The following is a 20,187-nucleotide window of genomic DNA, read 5'->3' as shown; positions in this document are numbered from 1 at the left end:
AGGTATCGTTAGCAGTTGATAAAAATTCAAACTACTATGACTAAGTTTATCTTTGTTACTGGAGGTGTTGTTTCCAGTATTGGCAAAGGCATTGTAGCAGCAAGTCTAGGCCGTTTACTCAAATCACGAGATTATTCGGTGTCGATTTTAAAACTCGACCCCTATATTAATATTGATCCGGGTACAATGAGTCCCTTTCAGCATGGTGAAGTTTTTGTTACCCAAGATGGCGCAGAAACAGATTTAGACTTGGGACATTACGAACGCTTTACCGACACTTCAATGTCACGCCTCAATAGTGTGACTACTGGTTCGATTTACCAAGCGGTAATCATGCGTGAGCGTCGCGGTGACTACAATGGTGGCACAGTCCAGGTAATTCCCCATATTACCAATGAAATTAAAGAACGGATTTTGTCAGTTGCTAAGGAAACAAATCCCTCTGTAGTCATTACCGAAATTGGTGGAACGGTGGGTGATATTGAATCACTACCGTTTTTAGAAGCTATTCGCCAGCTACGCAAACAGGTAGGACGGCAAAATGTGTTGTATATGCACGTTACCCTCATGCCTTATATTGCTTCGGCGGGGGAGATGAAGACGAAACCTACACAGCATTCTGTGAAGGAACTGAGATCCATTGGTATTCAACCAGATATTCTAGTATGTCGGAGCGATCGCCCCATACCTAGAGGATTAAAACAGAAATTGTCAGAATTCTGTGATGTTCCGGTAGAGTGCGTCATCACTTCTCAAGATGCCAGAAGTATCTACGAAGTCCCATTAATTCTCGAAGGGGAGGGACTGGCAGAACAAACACTCAAGTTGTTACAAATGGAACAACGCCAACCAAACCTAGAGAAATGGCAAGCTATGGTGCAAGGATTATATAGTCCTAAACACACCGTAGAAATTGCCATTGTTGGTAAATATGTCAGCTTGGGCGATGCGTATTTATCAGTAGTAGAGGCGTTACGTCATGCCGCAATTGCCACTCAAGGAGACTTACAACTGCGGTGGATAAATTCCGAAGATTTGGAAACCCAATCACCAGAAACCTATCTTGCAGGCGTAGATGGCATCGTTGTACCAGGCGGCTTTGGGACTCGTGGGGTAGATGGCAAAATTGCCGCGATTAAATACGCACGCGATCGCCAAATTCCTTTCTTGGGTTTATGCTTAGGAATGCAATGTTCTGTAATTGAATGGGCGAGAAATGTTGGTGGGTTAACAGGTGCTAATAGTGCGGAATTTGATTCAACCACCAAATATCCTGTAATTAACCTGTTACCAGAACAGCAAGACGTAGTAGATTTAGGCGGAACCATGCGCTTGGGCGTATATCCTTGCCACATTCTCCCGAATACTTTAGCGTCTAAGCTTTACCAAGCAGAAATCATTCAAGAACGCCATCGTCATCGCTATGAGTTCAACAATGATTATCGTCAACTGTTATTAGATTCTGGTTATGTCATTAGTGGCACATCTCCCGATGGCCGCCTAGTGGAAATTGTGGAATATCCACAACATCCATTCTTTATCTCTTGCCAGTTCCACCCAGAATTTCAATCGCGGCCTAACACGCCCCATCCTTTATTTACAGGCTTTGTCCAAGCTGCGATCGCTCAAAATCATCCTACCGCTAATTTTCAGACACCCGTCAAAGTGTCCTAAAAATTTAATGGTCTGGGGTATAGGGTAATACGGTTCAGTTTTGTCAGTAGTCAGTGGTGAGGCAGTGCGTTGGGGAGACAGCGCTGTGGGCGGCTTTGCCGACTTGAAGCGACTGTCGTCGGGTTCCCCGACTTGTAGCAACTGCCGTTCCCCGGAGGGGTTCTCGGAGAGTACCCGTAAGGGTCAGTAGTTAGTGGCAAAGATATGTAAAAACTACTTAGGACTTACGCATGAAAACGAAAGATCAAAGGTTTGGACAAGGGTGTAGGGGTGTAGGGGTATAAATGCTTGAAACCCTTACACCCCTGTACCCTTAAACCCTTACACCCGGTCTCAACAGATAACCTATTTGCGTAAGTCCTACTACTATACAAGGGGTTGGGTATTAGACCAGATTCTCTCAACCACTGACAACTGACAACTGACACGCAAAGCAAAATAAAATTTTGGGATTTTCTATAAAAATCCGAGTAAATTAACTTAGAACGTCAACAGATTACATAACATACAGGGTAAGCATCATTCATGAATTTCGGACTTGAGGAGCTGTTGTGGCGTACTGGGTGAAACTTGTATATGAGAGGAAAGAATATGTAGTCAATTTTGACCGTGTAAATGCTTTTTGTTATGAAAAGAACGGCAGGGTAACGTTTTGGTTGCCTGACTGTGCCATTCCGATTATAATCAATCCCCAAACTGACTTAGAAGACTATCACAAAATCCTAGAATATCTAGAACAAGTGACTACCGTAGCAGTAGAAAATGCCCATTGGGTAAAAATCATTTATGAAAGAAATGAATATGTAATTAATCTCAATTGCATTAGTTCCTTTTGCCAAGAAACCAACGGCAGGATAACTTTTTGGCTACCAGATGGTACTATTCCCATCATCATTAACCCCGTTAGTAACCCAGATTCTTATAAGAAGGTTTTGCAATATGTCCAAAAAACCACAGGACATTCTTTTTCTTAGTCAATAGTCAATAGTCAATAGTCTTGAATTACCCATTACCTATTAACTATTACCAAACTTTTCCCAAGCTAATCTGGCTGCACCTACCATGCCGGCTGAGTTGCCTAATTGTGCTGGCAAGATTTGTAAATCTGCGCGAGATGTGGGCATGACTCGCTTTTCTATTTCAGCTTTGAGAGTTGGCAAGAAAAACTCATGGCTAGCACTGACACCACCACCAAGCACGATCGCCTGTGGTGTGAGAACATAAATTAAACTAGTTAAACCTATACCCAAATTTTGTCCGTATTCTTGCCAAAATTGTAAGGCTTGTGGATTTCCCGCTTGAGCTAGCATACCTAATTCCGCAGGTTCTTTACCAGTCAGGCGACGAATAGCTTTAATAGAAGTGTATTGCTCTAAAGAACCTGAGTTGCCGCTTTTACACATGGGGCCATCTGGTTGGAGGGTAATTAACCCTAGTTCCCCAGCCGCGCCGCGATGGCCGACAAATAATTTGCCATCTAAAAAAATTGCGCCACCAACACCAGTCCCCAAAGTTAACATGATAAAGTTTTGGTAGTGGCGACCGGCTCCTAACCACGCCTCAGCGATTCCCGCACAGTTGGCATCATTTTCAATTACTGTCGGCTTGTTAGTTTTCGTTTCCAACCAATCAGCCAGAGGCACATTTTCCCATTGCGGTAAATTAATCGCAATTTGGGCAATGCGTCCTTGAGCATCAGCCGGGCCAGGAGTACCCACACCAATAGCTATAGTTTCATTATCTGGGTCAATTTGCGCGATCGCATCTACCATGACCAGAAAAACGGCTTCTGGGGTTGCTGGTTGGGGAGTCGCCACAGTCAAAGATTGTGAACAAGTCCCATCTTGCCTAAATCGCCCCAGTTTAATTGCTGTTCCCCCCAAGTCAATGCCAATTACTTGAGAATTCCCCACATTCAATTCCTCACACCAAACCACCACAGCAGAAATCATCAGCTTTGATGAAGCTGACGATAATTACCCATTTGGGGTATTTCACAAAAGCATATTAGCTTTTTGGGATTTCTGGGCCAAAAAATTCTAAGTTCTCAGTTTTTTTGGCTGTGACTCTTAAATTTGTAACCACACCGTTACTAAAACTAGATTTATCTTGCCAAGCTATGACGGGCGCACCTCTCAAAATTCCCGCCAACGCCACAGAAAGCATAAATCCACCAGCAGCAGCAGCTATCAAAGAAATGTTATCTTTCACTTTAATCTCTCAGTAATTAATAAAAAATTGTTGTCAGAGACGCGATTAATCGCGTCTGTACAATTGCCCATAATCTAATGACTATTTCCGATTTTCTCCTCGTAATCGAGGATTGACAAATTCATTTAACCCCTCTCCTAGTAGTGATAACCCTACTACCATGAATGTCATTGCTAAACCGGGGAAAAGTGTAGTCCACCAAATCCCAGTTGGTAATGCTTCTAGAGCTTGTTTTAAATCAAGCCCCCATTCTGGTACTTCTTCCGGTAATCCTAGCCCTAAAAAACCCAAACCGCCTAGTACCAAAATTGCATCGGCGGCGTTGAGGGTGAAAAGTACGGGTACGCTTTGAATGACGTTGAAAAACAGATAACGAGAAAGCACAATCCAAGTAGAAGCACCCATTGCTTGAGCTGCTTCGATGAATACTTCAGTTTTGACGCTGACGGTGTGGTTACGCACAACGCGGTAGTATTGGGGAATGTATGCGATACTAATAGCGATCGCTGCATTTAAGATTCCTCTGCCTACTACAAACGCTAGGGTTACCGACAATAGCAGTCCTGGTAAGGTGTAGATACTATCCATGAGAAACAGTAACGCCTTATCTAACCTACCGCCAAGGTAACCACTGAGCATCCCCAATGGCACGCCAACTATCATACTCAGCGCCGTGGCTAAAATTACCACTTGCAACGCTGCTTGCGCGCCAAATAATGTCCGAGAAAAAACATCATGTCCTAAAAGAGTTGTGCCAAACCAATGTTTCGCTGATGGTGCTTCTTGAGGTGTGTTAGCCAGAAACTCTCTGGGGTTTTGTAGCCATCCCCAGCTTTGGAATACAGGCGCGAAGAATGCCAAGAAGATGAAAAGCAGAGTAATAGCTAACCCAACCAGCATTAATTTTTGGGAAAGATTGGGCTTTTTGACAAAAGATCCCCATTTTGGCAGTATACGTTTAGTAATGGTCATGAGCGATACCTACGGTAAGCTACGCTAACGCCTGCATAGCGCAAGATACGCTGACCATTTTACATATCAATGTGAAGATTGGGGATTAGTGTATATTTATTATTGTACTCGGCGCTCTCATGAGGGCTGTCAATGAATAAAGTGTTGGATGAATCCCTTTCCCTAAAAGTTGCTGAAAACATCAAAAGCAAGGTCAATAAGCCCTTTGATAATGCTTATAAAGCTGCATTAGTAACCCAGGGAGCAACTTATGTCCAAGGATTCTTGATTGCAGGTAAGCCATACAAACCTAAAGAACACGGTTGGATTGAGTTAGGGGATAGTGTTATTGACCCTACACTACCTCATCTGCATAAGAAGCCTGAAGAACTCTGGTATTTTGCTGCACAAAGTTTGAGTGTGAAAAAACTCAAAGCGGTGATAGAAGAGTCAAAAGAAGATTATCCCGAAGATGACCCATTACCCATCTACGGTGAAGCACCTTACGAATATTATGGCGATATCATGTTGGGTGGTCAAGAATACTTAGATGCTTATCAAGCCGCCGAGGCAAAATGTCAGGAACTGCAAGCAATTCAAGCCCAAAATAATTAAATTAAGGATGGGGAATGGGTAATAAATAAATTTTCAATTACCAATGACCAATTACCAAATTTTAATTAGATTTCCCATCACTACCAAAATACTCTCGATAGCTACAAATTTTGTCGCCACGCACATCAAAAGAAACTGCTACGCGGTTTTTATAAGGTTGTCCTAATAATAGTCCTTCATCTCGAAACTCAAAGACTACTGTCGTTTCATTGCTAGTAACACGGTCTAGAGATGATAGTTGTATTCCAGGATGAAAAGACTCAGAAACATAAGTAAAAAATTCCTTGGCTCTTTCTTTACCTACATTCAAACCATGAAACTTCCCCATCGGAAACCAAAAGGTAAAATCTTCGGTCAGCATATCGAGAAATTTTTGCCATTCTCCCGTTGCTAGACCTTGAGTAAAAAATTCAAATCCTTGATGAGCGACTTTTAAAGTATGTTCTGAGTTTTGTTCCATCATCATTAAGCGGATATACACTCAATTTAATTATTTGGTAATATCAATAGTCAAAGTAATTATTTAAAACCTCACAACCACTTTGCCACAATTGTGACCACTTAACAGATATTCTACTGCCGTAGGAATGGATTCTATACCGTTGAACTGTGTAGGGTCAACACTAACTTGGAGTTTGCCATTGTAAAAAAGATTTAATAGGCGATCGCTTGCTTCTGGGATATATTCTTGATAGTACGGTGTGAGGAAACCCCTGACGGAAGCTGCTTTCCACATCAGTTGATGATAAATGCGCGCTTGAGTCACTGGTTCTACATCTTTCCCGTATTCAGAAATGTGACCAATGCTGACTAAACGTCCGCGAATCGCTAAGTTGTCTATGCAGGTATCAAAAACCTGTTGACCCACACATTCAAAAATTAAGTTAATTCCTTTGGGGTATTCTTGTTTGAGGACTTGATCCAGGTTTTCTGTATGATAATTAATGATGCGATCGCACCCTAATTCTTTTAATAACTTAGACTTCGCTTCAGAACTACAAGTCCCAATAACATGATTACCCGCTAACTTTGCCAACTGCACTGCAATATGACCAGTCCCCCCAGCCGCAGCAGTCACCAAAACCACCTCATTACTTTTCATCTCCCCCACTTGTTCCAACGCCACCAAAGCTGATACACCAGTAGGCATCAAAGTTAAAACTTCTGGCGTAGCTTCCCGCACCTTCACCGCTAAGTTTGCATCAATCACCTGATATTCTCGATAACCGCTACCCCGGACTGTAGTGACAACCGCATCACCTATGTGAAAACCTGTAACATCTTCACCCACAGCCACAACCTTTCCCACAGCCTCCACACCCAAATCAAAAGGAGGAATTATCTCAAAATAGGGAATATCACCACGACAAACTAAAGTATCAAAACCACCATTAATTCCCGCAAATTTATTCTCAATTAAAAGCTGACCAACACCAACTTGAGGAATAGGAACTTCCACAATTTCCGCAGCAGACTTAAAATCCTGACTAAGCCGCTTAACTATTAACTTCCTGTAACTTTCTCTTCTCATCCCCAAAAAATACCCAAATACACAACTACGATTCCTCCGCGTACCTCCCTTCGGGTTCACCAGTCGCCTGCGGAGGGAAACCCTCCCGCAGCGCTGCTTCACCGCGCCAAACTTAGCCTCACTCCGCGTTTAAAAATTCCCAACATCAACTCGATAAAGCCTTATCCCACTCCAACTGATGAGCTAAACCATACTTAATAAAATCTTCTTCCTTCGCCTTATCACTCTTCCCAAAAACACCCAAACTATAAGGATTATCCTGCATCCGTTCAGCAACTTGCTCTTTCTCAAATGCAATCACTTCCTCTCTAGATTTATCTGGCTTAAAAAAGTCCACAACCAAAACAGTTCTATCATAATTAGTGTAATTATGTGGACAATGGGGATAACTGTGATCTAAAATCAGAAATTCCCCTTCATGCCAATAAAGTGTTTCATGGCATATCTTCATTGCCACATCCCCCTCAGGCACAATTAAACCCAAATATCCACGATTCATGTGAGGATTATAGTTAACATGAAGCTTGATATCTAGACCAGGATGAAATGTTCCAAAATAAGCATTTCTGATAATATTTTCATCAAAACCATTCACCTGTTCTATGACATAAGACAAATTTGAAAAATATTTATTCCTTAATTCCAAGGATTTTTCCGCAGCTATTTTTGTCTCATAATTTTGATATTGTATTTGATGTAGTTGAACATATGATTCAACAAATAAACCTTGAAATAAAATTCCAAAAGCACTATATTTTGAACTACCTTTAGTTTTTATCGTTTTACTTTTAGGCCCTAAAACATCATAAGTGAATTGCAACTCCTCAGGAGATGCCTGCTTCATGAAAGTGGTAAACTCATCTCTAATCACTTGCCAACTATCTTGAAAAGTTTTGAGAAAAGGGAAATTTTGAGGATTTAGATGATACTCATTAAAACTTTCCATTGTTATTCCTCTCGACGTTAATAAAAAACTGTTACATAGTCATGGGGTTTGGTTAGCTTTCCTGTACGATGTGGAAATTCCTAACTAAACTGGCTGCTGTACTTATTTTAGTGTGAGGTCTACTGTGGCTGAACCTCCAGTATTAGATAAAATTATCAAAAATGTGCGGGTAGTTCGTCCCCATAAAGATGTTGTTGAACTACTAGACATAGGCATTAAAGATGGGAAATTTGCTCAGATTGCTCCTCATATTACTCCAGACACAGGTCAAGAAATTTTTGATGCCAAAAACCTGTTAGGCTTTCCTGGGGTTGTAGATGCCCATATGCACATCGGTATCTATCAACCCCTCGATAAAGATGCGGTAACAGAAAGCAAAGTAGCCGCGATGGGCGGAGTCACAACCAGCCTCAACTATATTCGTACAGGACAGTATTATCTAAATAAAGGTGGTTCTTACCAAGATTTTTTTCCCGAAGTTTTGGCATTATCAGCAGGTAATTTTTTTGTAGATTATAGCTATCACGTTGCACCTATCGCTAGTCAGCATATCGACGAAATACCGTTACTGTTTGAAGAACATGGGATAACATCTTTTAAAATATTCATGTTTTATGGGGGCTATGGACTGCATGGTTTATCAGACCAACAAAACCTATTTTTGATGATAAATAAAGAGGAACGTTACGACTTTGCCCATTTTGAATTTATCATGCGCGGTATAACTCGCTTGATGGCAGAATATCCAGAAGCGCGAGATTATATAAGCTTGAGTTTGCATTGTGAGATTGCAGAAATTCTCAACGCTTATACCAAAATAGTTGAAAATGATTCTAGCCTGAGTGGACTGCACGCCTATAGTGCAGCGCGTCCTCCCCATTCGGAAGGGTTAGCAATTTCTATTGCTTCCTATTTGGCACACGAAACTAACTGTGCAAGTATCAATTTATTACATTTAAGTTCCCGTAAGGCAATGGAAGCAGCTTTAATTATGCAAACTGCTTTCCCTCATATCAATTTTCGGCGAGAAGTTACCGTTGGGCATTTATTATTAGATGTTGATACTCCCAATGGAACTTGGGCAAAAGTTAACCCACCTATTCGTCCCCGCGCTGATGTGGAATACTTATGGCAAGCAGTACTCAATCATCAAGTAGATTGGATAGTAAGTGACCATGCTTGCTGTTCTGCGGAACAAAAACGCAATGCGAAAGACCCGAATAATATTTGGTTAGCTAAGTCTGGTTTCGGTGGGACGGAATATTTGCTTTCGGGTGTGGTGAGTGAAGGTAGCAAGCGGGGAATGTCCTATAATCACATGGCTAAGTTGCTATCTTGGAACCCATCGCGGCGCTTTGGTTTGTTAACAAAAGGAGATATTGCTGTTGGTTACGATGCTGATTTGGTGTTAGTAGACCCCAATGAAAGCTTTGTGGTACGTGCTGTTGAGTCGGAATCACAACAGGGTTACACACCTTTTGAGGGGATGGAGTTAACGGGAAGGGTGAAGAGTACGTTTTTGCGGGGAAGTTTGGTTTATCAGAATGGACAGGTTGTGGGTTCGCCGAATGGGCGTTATTTGCGGAGGGGTTTGGGGGGATAAGTTTCACGCAGAGGCGCAGGGGCGCGGAGAGTTTTAAAGAGATAGGACTTACGCAACTAGCATATTTTTCCTGTAGGGTGTGTGACGCAGCGAGAAGACTTGAACATAGTCATGAGACTTATAGCGTCACGCACCAACCACCAATTGTGACACTTGTGTAAGTCCTGAGAGAGTTGGCTTGAGGTTAATCTCCATTTGCGTAAGATAAAACTGTACTTACTTTTGATAAGTCTCTGTCAATTCGGATAAAGAATAAACCACCATCATCTGTTCTGTGCCAAGGAGAAGTAGCAAAACTAGGAACATAAGCAAAGTCATCTTTAACAAGATGATAATCCCCAATATCACAGTAACCAGCTAGACAATAACCTTCTTCGTTATAACATTGTATTTGTGGATTCTGTCCATCGTAATGAGGCAAGATAGCAAGCAACCATACTCCGCCGCCGTTAGCATCTTTTCTTAAAAACTTCTTTTTTGCTACTTCAAATTGCACTGTATCTGTTTTTCCCCACGGCAATAATTTACTATCTAATACTGGGATAAATTCGTTTAATTTTGCTTCTGGATGATTATCTTGTAGATTTCTATAACTAGCTGCGCCGTTTTCCATCCAGAGAATTTCTACGTCTTCATCACCTAATACTTGCCATTCACCTAGCTTGACTCCGGCGGGAATAAAAGAATAGCAATGTTTAGTAAGTTGCCATTCACCGATTTTAATTTTACCTTTAAGGACAAAAAGCTCTAAATCTGCTGTAAATATGCCTGATGGAGCTTGAAATTGTGGTGGTAAAATAACTCTTGATGTGGAAGCGCCGCAATCATGCCAAGTTAATAATCTACGACTTCCAAATACTACATTATTTGGCATCCCAGGCATTCGCCAACTTTGTTCTTCTGGGACTTTATTTGTGTCAAAAAATTGGTATTGACGAGGTATATATTCTGGAGAAATGGCGGTGCGCCTTCCTGATAAATTCATCCGTCCTCTACCATCTCCCCCCCAATCTTCTTTAACACAAGGTATATTTAACAGGTCTTCACTCGCTGGATGAGATTGACTTTCCATATATTTTGGTAGTGTGGAACTAAGTTTCTGTCTGTGCTTGTATGTTGGAGAATAGATTATTTTCTGACAGAGCGTAATATAAAATTATTGTAGGGTGTGTTAGGCGCTGATTTCCCATATGATTGGTCACGAAATAACTATCTTCGCGCCTAACGCACCGCCTCACAGATGGTGCGTTACGGCTAAATTTTATTGTCTCCAAGTTCCCAATTCTTTCATAGCCGTAACACACCCTACCTTAATATTTACTTTGTGTTGAGAAATAGATTATTCCACAACAGAGGCACAGAAAAGAGAATATTTTTAATTAGGTCAACCTACGTTTAATTTCTTCAGCCAATTCTGCTAAGGTTACTTCTACCTGCTCACCTGATTTTAAATCTTTGAGAGATGACTTTTGTGCGGCGGCTTCATCAGCGCCGATGATGACACAAAATCTAATACCTTGTTTATCTGCTGCTTGGAATTGTTTACCTAACTGGCGTTTTTCAAAGTTGGTAATTACATTCAGTCCTGCTTGTCTTAATTGTTGCGATACTTTTAAATAAGTTGGCATTAAGTCATCCTGCATATTTACTACCACTACCTGGGCTGGTGTTGGTGGTAAAGTGTTAAGAATCCCTGCTTTCAGTAAGCGGCTAATTAAGCGAGTTAAACCGATGGAAATACCGACACCGGGCATTTTTTCACCGATAAATGTGCCTACTAATTCTTCATATCTGCCACCGGAACAGATGCTACCTAAAGCTTCATGTCCAATGAGTGTGGTTTCGTAGACTGTGCCTGTGTAGTAGTTTAAGCCACGAGCGATCGCTAAATCAATACAAAAACGTTTGTCAGGAACTCCCAGGTTACGCACCCCTGTAATTACTGTTTCTAATTCGCTGACACCTAGATTAAATTGCTCGCTTTCTGGAAGAGTTTGTGAGAGGTGTTTGAGTTTATCTAATACATCATCAACACTACCATCAATTTTGATAAAGTCTATAATTTTTTGTGTCTGCTCTGGGTTAATACCTTCTTTCTCTAACTCTAATTTAACTTTAGCTTCCCCGATTTTTTCTAAATTATCGATAATGCCAATACAAGATTTAATTTGAGTTTCTGATATTTCTAAAGATTGAAAAAATCCTGTTAAAACTTTACGGTTATTTATGCGAATTAAAAAATCACCAATATTAACTGCTTCAAAGATTTCGGTGATAATCGCTGGCATTTGAGCATCATAAAGCAAGCTGAGTTTTTCTCGTCCAATTACATCAATATCACACTGGCGAAACTGCCGAAAACGTCCGTCTTTGGCTCGTTCTCCACGAAAAACTACATCCATTTGATAACGAGCAAAAGGGAAGGTTAAATCATTTAAATGACGAGCAATATAAGCGGCTAAAGGCACAGTTTGGTCAAATTTTAAAGCTCTGGCTTCTGAACCCGTGTCTCCTGATTTATCTTTTTCTGCTTGGCGATTTGGTGGGAGAATTGGCTCAAGACCATAAATAATATTATCCCCTTGATTACCTTTGGCTTGTAGTACTTCTAAGCGTTCAACTGCGGGAGTTTCAATAGGTGTAAATCCATAGCTTTCATAAACTCTACGGATGGTATCTAGTAAATATAATTCTAGGCGTTTTTCGCTGGGCAGAAATTCGGGAAAGCCGCTAGGAGTTGAGAAGTTAATTTTGTCGTTTTTTGCCATGCGTCTATTTTTGTTAAATTGAAACTTGATAGGGGCGCAAAAGTTTGCACCCCTACCATTTTATTTTTTCAGAAAGTTAAGCTGTCAGGCATTTAATCTGCATATTTTTTCGTGTTGGCTGTTGACAGTTGACAGTTGACAGTTAACCGTTAGTAGTCAAAAATCCATACAAGTGATTATGTAAGTTAAAAGCGTAATAAGGTGATACGCACCTAAATCAAATATTCTTGCGTCAGGGCTGTCTATAGTCAAGAGTCCAGAGTCAAAGGCTAGCTTGAACTGTGGACTTTGGACTTTTGACAACCTGAGTGCGAAATATACAATTTAAATGCGTAACAGCTTAGCTTATACCGCTAACAGATAAAAGCATAACTTTCTAAACTATGGTGAATTATTATTTTAGCCGCTCTTCTTGAATCAGAGTACGTTGATATATTTGATCATTCTTAAACCAGTGCCAAGTTCTAGCACGATGGTTATTATCAGGGCTGATTTGAATCATTTCATATAAGTACATTCCTGGGGCTGTCTTATAGGAAAACCACAGGATAACTGTAGAGTCATCTATTTCCCAGGCTTTACCTTGGATGCGATCGCTATTAAACCACAGTATCTTATCTTGATATGTCCCTGGAAAATTATGCACTTCTTCTTTTCCATCAGCCCAAGTATAGCGATTCACTTGGTAGTAAGGATAGAGTCCATCTTCAGGAAATTGGCAACTTAAGTGAGATTGATGGTGGTCAAGAATTTTCCCGGAAGTATCAATTAATGTATATGTACCCGTCCATTCACCTTCATGGCGGGCAAGTACAGGCATTTCTTCACGAATATTTGACATAGGCTGCTGCTGGTTGTTGACTATTGACTATTGACTATTGACCAATCATTTTAAAGAAGCGGGTGAAGTAGTCGGGGAATGTCTTGGCTGTACAACCGGGGTCTTGAATCACAATACCGGGGGTTTTTAAACCTGTGACGGCAAAAGCCATTGCCATTCTATGGTCGTGGTAGGTTTCGATAGCGGCTGGGGTGATGGGGGTTGGTTCAATTTTCATCCCGTCGGCAAATTCTTCAACTTTCACACCTAAACGACGCAATTCGGTAACAACGGCGCGGATACGTTCGGTTTCTTTATAGCGGATATGTTCTACATTACGGATGATAACAGGTGATTTAGCATAAGGAGCGATCGCTCCCAATGTTTGCACCAAATCCGACATATCATTCATATCAACGTCAATACCCTGTAATTGTTCTGGGCCTATCACCTCGGTGTAATCTTCACCCTCAAGCACCTGACAACCCATCTGTTCTAAAACATTCAGCCACAAAATATCACCTTGACAAGATTGTTTAGTTAAATGGTTTACCCGCACTCGTCCACCAGTAACGGCGGCGGCGGCGAAGAAATAAGAAGCATTCGACGCATCGGGTTCTATCGTATAGTGTCGAGGTTGGTAACGTTGACCTGCTTTGATATGAAATTGGTTGTCGTCAGTTTGGGTGACATCCACACCAAAATCAGCCATCAGGCGACAAGTCATTTTTACATAAGATTGGGAAACCAATGTACCCTCAACCTCAATGGTTGTATCTTGTTGGGCGTAGGGTGCAATCATCAACAAAGCGGAAAGTTGCTGACTGGTTTGGTTAGCTTTGAGGCGAAAATGTCCACCTGCGAATTGCTGACCATAAATAGTGTAGGGCATAAAACCAGAGTTGCCCTCAAAGTTAATCGTTATGCCACTGTTTTGTAACACCGTTACCAAGTCACCCATTGGACGTTCCCGCATCCGGGGAACCCCATCTAAGCGATATTCGCCATTACCAAGTGCTACCAACGCCGTGATAAATCTTGCTGCTGTACCGGCTAAACCCACAAACAAATCTGCTTGTTTTGCGGGGATGTCGCCTCCCTTTCCTGAAACTTGGATTTGCGCCAGATGAGGATTTAGTGTGATGGGAATACCCAACTGCTCTACACATTTAGCAAAATATTCACTATCTTCACTAAATAAGGCATTTTCTAAAGTAGAGTCGCCTTGCGCTAAAGCCGCAACAAGCAATGCCCGATTAGTGATACTTTTGGAACCCGGAATCTCTACTGTGGCATCCACAGGACGATTCAGAGCGGGAATGGCGATGGTATCCACTTTCAACCTCTATCTGGGTGGTCAGCTACAACTTATATATGTTCCCATATCATGAAGGTTGCTGGAACAGTCATATTTTTTGGTGTTTTTTTCATACACTTATAAGGCGCTCAACTTGTATTAAGACATCAGGAAAGGCCAAGGGTGAAATAGTGCCTGTTGTGAGGGTTAGTTCGGTTGTATATTGCTGATTGTTGAGGTCACGAAAGACTTTTAACTGGGTATTTTTTAAGTTAACAACCCAATATTCAGTAATACCAGCCTCAGCGTAGATTTCTTTTTTATCACCTAAGTCTTTATTTAAGGTGGCATTAGCAAATTCAATTACCCAGAAAATATCTTCTGGGTAAGGGTGATGTTTTAAGTAAATCTCACCTAAAGGTTTGACAATAGCAACATCGGGCGCGGGTTCAGAATCGTTAGGTAAGGTAATTGGTTTAGCATCACGGATTTTTACTCGCTCACCAAGTAATGTGCGGAGATAATCTGCGGCTTCTGTGTTGTAGTAAGCGTGAGGTTCTCGTTCTGGAGGCATAACAATCAGGTCGCCACGCAATAATTCCAGAGGCTGGTCGTCAAAAATGCCTGCTTCTATTGCTCGGTGATAGCGTTCTATTGTCCATTTATAGGTAGTTACGGTCATAACACTTGATTTAGCTTTGGTTGTACCGTAAACACAAGAAGTTTAGTTTGATTTTAACCTTTGGGGCAAGTGTACGATGATCATAATTCTGAGGCAGGCGATGACCTACAGTCGTTGGAACGCCATTGCTCATCAGATGTTTTAGGTAAATTTGTTTACGTCCTCAGGCAACAATATTTTTTGCAATAATTGAGATGTGTCGTGCTACTAGACATTTCACCCTGAAAAGTTATGATATCTGCTGAGAAAACCTCTCAACTTTTGGTAATTCCCCCATTAGAAAATGGCGATAGGCTCACCCGTTATGAATTTGAGCGCAGATACCGTGCTATGCCTCATTTGAAAAAAGCAGAACTGATTGAAGGAATTGTTTACGTGGCATCACCGTTAAGAATCAAAAGTCATGGCGAACCCCATGCTTATATTATGACTTGGTTGGGTGTTTACAAAGCAGCAACACCGGGCGTAGGTTTAGCCGACAATACTACAGTCATCATTGATGCCGATAATGAACCCCAACCAGATGCTTTACTCAGAATAGAACAAGGAGGGCGATCGCGCATTAATCAAGATGATTATTTAGAAGGTGCGCCAGAATTAATTGTAGAAATCGCTGCTTCTACTGCTTCCTATGATTTACATGAAAAATTAAAAGTGTATCGGCGTAATCAAGTCCAAGAGTATTTAGTTTGGCGAGTTTATGATAATCAATTTGATTGGTTTAAGTTACAAGCAGGTGAGTATATACAGCTTGAAGTAAATACAGATAATATATTGCGTTCACAAACATTTCCGGGGTTGTGGTTAGCGAAGTCTGCTTTATTATCAGGCGACTTAGCTACAGTATTAGCTGTTTTGCAGCAGGGATTATCTACACCAGAACATCAAGACTTCAAAAAGTCTCAAGGGAAACTTTCTTTCTCTTAACAGAGACGCTACGCGAACAAAACTTTTCGCTGCGTTTAAAAACATTAGTTCTGTATTGGAAACAGAACATTAATGTGGGAAGCATAGCCGTAGCCAGATAAATTACGACATCAAGCCAAGATAAAACCCTCACAACCGTCAACAGTCAACAGTCAACCGTCAACAGTCAACAGCTATAAAACCAACCAAAGCTTTACCTCTATTCCCCATACCATATTTATTCAGTAAATTGTCATTCCCCCTTATCAAACCACCAAGGATCATAGGCAGAGTTGGTTTTAATCAAAAATGCTTGTTTTCTCAGGAACCGCTTCAACCCTGATGCACCCATACGCGAACCACCAAGACCAGAAAAGTTGAAAGCGTTTTTTTCTCCTTCGTGCATCACAGCAGTGAGAGCAGCATCATTAATACTGATAGCACCTGCATTTAATGGTCGAGCAACTTTTAAAGCTTCATCTTCTGAACCTGCAAACACCGCCGCACTTAGTCCATAAATTGAGTCATTGGCTAAATATACGGCTTCTTCTACGTCGGGAAAAGGCATAACCGGCATAATTGGGCCAAAAGTTTCTTCAGTCATCACCTTCATGGAGTGATTAACATTAGTCATGACTGTAGGACGACACCACCAGCCGCCGCCTAATTCTTCGACTTTACCACCGCAGTGAATTACTGCCCCTTTCTCAACTGCATCTAAAATATGGTCGTTAATAATTCCGGCTTGTCTTTCGGCAATAATGGGGCCGATCGCTCCATCTTCTACTAAAGGGTAAGCTAGTTGTAGACGATGGGCTTTAGCTATGAGTTGATGATAAAACTCTTCAAATCTAGATTCAGCTACGTAAATTCTTTCAATAGATAAACAAGATTGTCCTGTATTTACAACCGCACCCCACAAAATAGCTGAGGTTGCTAACTCTAAATTGGCCGACTCTAAAACGATCGCCGGATCTTTGCCTCCCAATTCCAAGTAAGCTGGAATAAAACGCCTAGCTGCGGCTTCTGCTACTTCTCTTCCTGTAGCTACACTACCCGTAAAACATACCAAATCAACATAATTAATTAAATTTGCCCCAGTTTCTCCGCCTCCCTCCACAAAAATTAAGATATCGCGCAACTCAGGAACCGTATTTAATGCCATCAACAGAGGCGCAACAAATCGGGGGGCTATTTCACTAGGTTTGACAACCACCGCACAACCAGCCAACAACGCTGGAATTGTATCAATCATTGACAGCAACAAAGGAAAATTCCACGGACTAATTACGCCGACAAGGGGGTAAGGAACTAATGATTGTTGTAAGGCGATAAAGGGAATGCTGGTATTTTTGGCAGACTCTTGTAATAATTCTGGGGCTAAACCACACCAGCGATCGATACTGGCAATAAAAGAATCAATTTCTAATACAGTTATAGATAATCTACCCGTATCATTTACCAAAGCTTCTGTTAGTTGTTCACGTCGGGAAAGTATAGCTTGTTTCCATTGCTGTAAAGCCGCGATTCTTCCTTCCACACCCAATTCTTGCCAACGAGATTGCGCCCGTCGCGCCCGGTTACACTGCTGTGCTAGCAACCTCGGCGGCGGCGGTATAATCACATAATCAAATTTTCCCGTACGTGGATTACGAACTTCGATTGTTTTGGTCATTTGTTAGTTGTCAGTTGTCAACAGTCAACAGTCAACAGTCAATAGTCAACAGTTATTGGTTAATAGAAGAAACGTTGTATACAACGTTTGTACTTAGTTTTTCCCAATCCCCAATCCCTAATCCCCAGTCCCCATCAAATAATCCCTAACCGAGTTAAGCGTTCAATAGTTTCCTGCTGTGTTTGTATAAAATGTTTGCGCTCTATTTCTTTATTCAGCATAGTGTTTGCTGGGTAAAATTTAGCTTGACTGTAGCTTTGAGCATACATTTCAAACCTTTGGCGCGATAATAAATTATTTAAACCTGGTCTGGTGCGATCGCGTCTTAATGCAGCTAAGTCTATTTCTGCAAAAGCAGCCATACTTTCACCTGCGCCTGTTTCTGCTAAGATTATCCCACGATGGTCAATGATTTTGGAGCCGCCATCAACGGAACCAATGGGAATCGCACTATTCGCTAAACCTGCGCTGTTGGCTGAAACTACATAAGCCATATTCTCAACAGCACGACTAATTTTTGCTGCATCTTTGGGGGTGAGGTTCTTGCTATACACCTCAGATGTGGAATGGAGAAAAATTTCTGCCCCCCGCATTGCCAAACATCTAGCTACTTCCGGGTATAAAATTTCCTCTGATGCCAAAGCTGCTAAATTACCAATGGCAGTTTTAGCCACAGGAAACACACCTTCCAAGCCGTAACAATCAAGGTATTTATCCCAAACATCATGGGGTGTGGGAGCGAATAAAGAATTTAACCGCCGATACCGTAACACTACTGAACCAGAGGGGTCAATCACAAAACAAGTTTGGAAGTATAATCCGGGGAAATTGGGGTCAAGTTCGTAAGCGTTACCTGCAAGAAATATTTGCTGTTTTTGAGCAATCATTCCCAGTGCTTCATACTCTGCACCGTTAATTTCCAAACAAGCTTTATCTGCCCATACTTGCAAAGGTTCTCCCATCGGAAAGCCTGTGAGAAAATATTCTGGTAACACAATTAAGCGACAGTCAAACCCAATAAAAGCAATACTGGCGGCAATTTGTTGTGCCAAGCGGTTAATTGTATTTTGCATCATTAACCCAGCTTCTTGGCGATCGCTCGCTTGATTGACTGCATGACAAGTAACTTGCAGCGCCAAAGCCCGAAATGAGTTGAGATTCCCAGGATTATCTACCATAAAAAAGGAGCAGGGGGGCAGGGGGAGCAGGGGAAGTAAAGAAGATGACAACCGACAATTGTACAGACGCGATTAATCGCGTCTCTGACTAAATTCTATTGTCTCCCCAAAGCGATCGCACTAATTGATCTGTCATGTATTCGCCGAATAGCTGCACTGCAATTTTATTATCTGGGTCACGTTCAGCGATCGCTCGGCGGACAATTAAATCACGTTGCGCTAAAGCCGCACGTTCTGATTCTGGTACAGGTTCCGCTTCATCTACCCAACCCAACCAACGATCCATCATCTCATGAGCTGTTAAACGCAGGGTAGCAATTGTTTCATCTGTGATTTGACTGGTGTAACAAAGGCTTGTTTGTGATTGTACTTGACGAATATAGAGAGTTTTGCTGTGATATTGCTGAAAACGGTCGTCTTTGAGAAATGTTAAATATCTCTCGTTTGCAGGTTCATAATAACGGTCTAAATAATCTAAATCAGTCAACAAATCACCGCGACTGATGTAATCCATGTAAAAGAATAAATTTGGCACAGTTGCAAAAGCAAAAGCCAGATGGGGAACGCGAATCTGTGAACCTAACCAAACTGTTAAGTGCATATTGCAAAAACCTGAAATAGGTTCCCGCAACCAAGAATGCACCAGCCAATCAACTTCCGCACCAGAGAAAGTATTCAGCGAACCATGTGCGGCTCCCACTTGAGCAGAATAATTTTGTAAATCCTTGGTAGACTCGTTGAGCCGTAACTCAAAACGTGCGTCTAGTTTCTGGCGGAGTTCTTTGGTAATATTCCATAACTCCTCAAATCTGGCTGTACTGTCTACAAAAAGTTGCTGTTCCAGCATTGTTTGCAATGTTCCTTTTCATCAGGATGTATGCAAACAAAGTTAATTGAGAGGTAAAACGTCTACATCTCGCTTGTGTTTGAGTTCCCCTCTCATCCTTTCTACAGTTAATAAGAATAAATGTCTTAGTAGGGTGGGCATTGCCCACCAAAATCATCATACGGTGACCATTGCCTACCCTACTACTAGTGTTATTTATTGCTTTTGTTCAAGTATATATAGTAAATTCAGTGTAATTCAGCAGAATCGTAACTTATTAATGTAGTTAATTTATCTATGCTAAATGAAATTTTACAAGTTTTAGTAGCTGCATTTATCGGTGCGGCTTCTGGATATTTTATTAATCAATTACCGCCACTGGGCACTCGTGAGGGGTTAGATTAAAGTGTATTTTGTCAATGAGCTAAAATACTTAAACTTATCTAAATAAAAATGATAATCATGTGGTGGGGAGGGGGAGGAGGCGAGCGACGCTCGCCTCCT

19 protein-coding genes are annotated in these 20,187 nt (G+C 41.4%); 5 read left to right on the top strand and 14 right to left on the bottom strand.

The window, feature by feature from the left end; genetic code table 11:
* Positions 1-36 precede the first annotated feature (36 nt).
* Together H6G14_RS17460 and H6G14_RS17455 are read left to right on the top strand one after the other, a co-directional pair.
* Positions 37-1,674 carry a CTP synthase gene (locus H6G14_RS17460; RefSeq protein ID WP_190568611.1) on the top strand — a complete coding sequence of 546 codons (1,638 nt, stop codon included), beginning with the start codon at positions 37-39 and terminating at the stop codon, positions 1,672-1,674.
* A 551-nt stretch (positions 1,675-2,225) separates the two neighbouring features.
* On the top strand, positions 2,226-2,648 hold the full coding sequence (locus H6G14_RS17455; protein ID WP_190568610.1) for a hypothetical protein: 423 nt from the start codon (positions 2,226-2,228) through the stop codon (positions 2,646-2,648).
* 42 nt (positions 2,649-2,690) lie between these two features.
* Here H6G14_RS17455 and H6G14_RS17450 read toward each other — a convergent pair whose 3' ends face one another.
* The 3 genes from H6G14_RS17450 to H6G14_RS17440 all read right to left on the bottom strand — a co-directional run bounded on the left by H6G14_RS17450 (position 2,691) and on the right by H6G14_RS17440 (position 4,857).
* Positions 2,691-3,626 (bottom strand): ROK family protein, encoded by a 936-nt coding sequence (locus H6G14_RS17450; RefSeq protein ID WP_190568609.1) that lies wholly within the window; start codon positions 3,624-3,626, stop codon positions 2,691-2,693.
* Between the two features lie 55 nt (positions 3,627-3,681).
* Positions 3,682-3,885 (bottom strand): hypothetical protein, encoded by a 204-nt coding sequence (locus H6G14_RS17445; protein WP_190568608.1) that lies wholly within the window; start codon positions 3,883-3,885, stop codon positions 3,682-3,684.
* 81 nt (positions 3,886-3,966) lie between these two features.
* Positions 3,967-4,857, bottom strand: a complete 891-nt coding sequence (locus H6G14_RS17440; RefSeq protein ID WP_190568607.1) for an ABC transporter permease — start codon at positions 4,855-4,857, stop codon at positions 3,967-3,969.
* A gap of 132 nt (positions 4,858-4,989) precedes the next feature.
* Here H6G14_RS17440 and H6G14_RS17435 point away from each other — a divergent pair, with 132 nt between their 5' ends.
* The gene (locus tag H6G14_RS17435) at positions 4,990-5,451 is read left to right on the top strand and encodes a hypothetical protein (RefSeq protein WP_190568606.1); all 462 of its coding nucleotides are present in this window, start codon (positions 4,990-4,992) and stop codon (positions 5,449-5,451) included.
* A 61-nt stretch (positions 5,452-5,512) separates the two neighbouring features.
* On the opposite strand, the gene H6G14_RS17430 is transcribed toward H6G14_RS17435, so the two are convergent.
* The 3 genes from H6G14_RS17430 to H6G14_RS17420 form a co-directional block, all read right to left on the bottom strand.
* Positions 5,513-5,911, bottom strand: a complete 399-nt coding sequence (locus tag H6G14_RS17430; protein WP_190568668.1) for a nuclear transport factor 2 family protein — start codon at positions 5,909-5,911, stop codon at positions 5,513-5,515.
* A 63-nt stretch (positions 5,912-5,974) separates the two neighbouring features.
* Entirely contained in the window at positions 5,975-6,982 is a 1,008-nt protein-coding gene (locus H6G14_RS17425) for a quinone oxidoreductase family protein (protein ID WP_190568605.1), read from the bottom strand.
* Positions 6,983-7,127: 145 nt separating this feature from the next.
* Positions 7,128-7,928 (bottom strand): aspartyl/asparaginyl beta-hydroxylase domain-containing protein, encoded by an 801-nt coding sequence (locus tag H6G14_RS17420; RefSeq protein WP_190568604.1) that lies wholly within the window; start codon positions 7,926-7,928, stop codon positions 7,128-7,130.
* A 124-nt stretch (positions 7,929-8,052) separates the two neighbouring features.
* Here H6G14_RS17420 and H6G14_RS17415 point away from each other — a divergent pair, with 124 nt between their 5' ends.
* On the top strand, positions 8,053-9,531 hold the full coding sequence (locus H6G14_RS17415; RefSeq protein ID WP_190568603.1) for an amidohydrolase family protein: 1,479 nt from the start codon (positions 8,053-8,055) through the stop codon (positions 9,529-9,531).
* 184 nt (positions 9,532-9,715) lie between these two features.
* On the opposite strand, the gene H6G14_RS17410 is transcribed toward H6G14_RS17415, so the two are convergent.
* The 5 genes from H6G14_RS17410 to H6G14_RS17390 form a co-directional block, all read right to left on the bottom strand.
* Positions 9,716-10,603, bottom strand: a complete 888-nt coding sequence (locus tag H6G14_RS17410) for a DUF4437 domain-containing protein (protein WP_190568602.1) — start codon at positions 10,601-10,603, stop codon at positions 9,716-9,718.
* Between the two features lie 307 nt (positions 10,604-10,910).
* On the bottom strand, positions 10,911-12,299 hold the full coding sequence (gene hisS / locus H6G14_RS17405) for a histidine--tRNA ligase (RefSeq protein ID WP_190568601.1): 1,389 nt from the start codon (positions 12,297-12,299) through the stop codon (positions 10,911-10,913).
* Positions 12,300-12,693: 394 nt separating this feature from the next.
* Complete coding sequence (locus H6G14_RS17400) at positions 12,694-13,140, bottom strand: DUF3598 family protein (protein ID WP_190568600.1); 447 nt, start codon at positions 13,138-13,140, stop codon at positions 12,694-12,696.
* A gap of 34 nt (positions 13,141-13,174) precedes the next feature.
* Positions 13,175-14,455, bottom strand: coding sequence for a 3-phosphoshikimate 1-carboxyvinyltransferase (gene aroA / locus H6G14_RS17395; protein WP_190568599.1), 1,281 nt, complete (start codon positions 14,453-14,455; stop codon positions 13,175-13,177).
* A 91-nt stretch (positions 14,456-14,546) separates the two neighbouring features.
* Positions 14,547-15,098, bottom strand: coding sequence for a Uma2 family endonuclease (locus tag H6G14_RS17390; protein ID WP_190568598.1), 552 nt, complete (start codon positions 15,096-15,098; stop codon positions 14,547-14,549).
* A gap of 231 nt (positions 15,099-15,329) precedes the next feature.
* Here H6G14_RS17390 and H6G14_RS17385 point away from each other — a divergent pair, with 231 nt between their 5' ends.
* Positions 15,330-16,025 (top strand): Uma2 family endonuclease, encoded by a 696-nt coding sequence (locus tag H6G14_RS17385; RefSeq protein WP_190568597.1) that lies wholly within the window; start codon positions 15,330-15,332, stop codon positions 16,023-16,025.
* A gap of 232 nt (positions 16,026-16,257) precedes the next feature.
* On the opposite strand, the gene H6G14_RS17380 is transcribed toward H6G14_RS17385, so the two are convergent.
* The 3 genes from H6G14_RS17380 to H6G14_RS17370 form a co-directional block, all read right to left on the bottom strand.
* A complete protein-coding gene (locus H6G14_RS17380) occupies positions 16,258-17,679 on the bottom strand; it encodes an aldehyde dehydrogenase family protein (RefSeq protein ID WP_190568596.1) in 1,422 nt (473 codons plus the stop codon).
* Positions 17,680-17,813: 134 nt separating this feature from the next.
* Positions 17,814-18,857 carry a nitrilase-related carbon-nitrogen hydrolase gene (locus H6G14_RS17375; protein ID WP_190568595.1) on the bottom strand — a complete coding sequence of 348 codons (1,044 nt, stop codon included), beginning with the start codon at positions 18,855-18,857 and terminating at the stop codon, positions 17,814-17,816.
* An 88-nt stretch (positions 18,858-18,945) separates the two neighbouring features.
* Positions 18,946-19,704 (bottom strand): red chlorophyll catabolite reductase, encoded by a 759-nt coding sequence (locus tag H6G14_RS17370; RefSeq protein ID WP_190568594.1) that lies wholly within the window; start codon positions 19,702-19,704, stop codon positions 18,946-18,948.
* Positions 19,705-20,187 lie beyond the last annotated feature (483 nt).

It is taken from the genome of Nostoc parmelioides FACHB-3921 (genome assembly GCF_014696625.1).
GTDB classification, from domain to species: domain Bacteria; phylum Cyanobacteriota; class Cyanobacteriia; order Cyanobacteriales; family Nostocaceae; genus Trichormus; species Trichormus parmelioides.
This window is presented reverse-complemented; position numbering and strand designations above follow the sequence as displayed.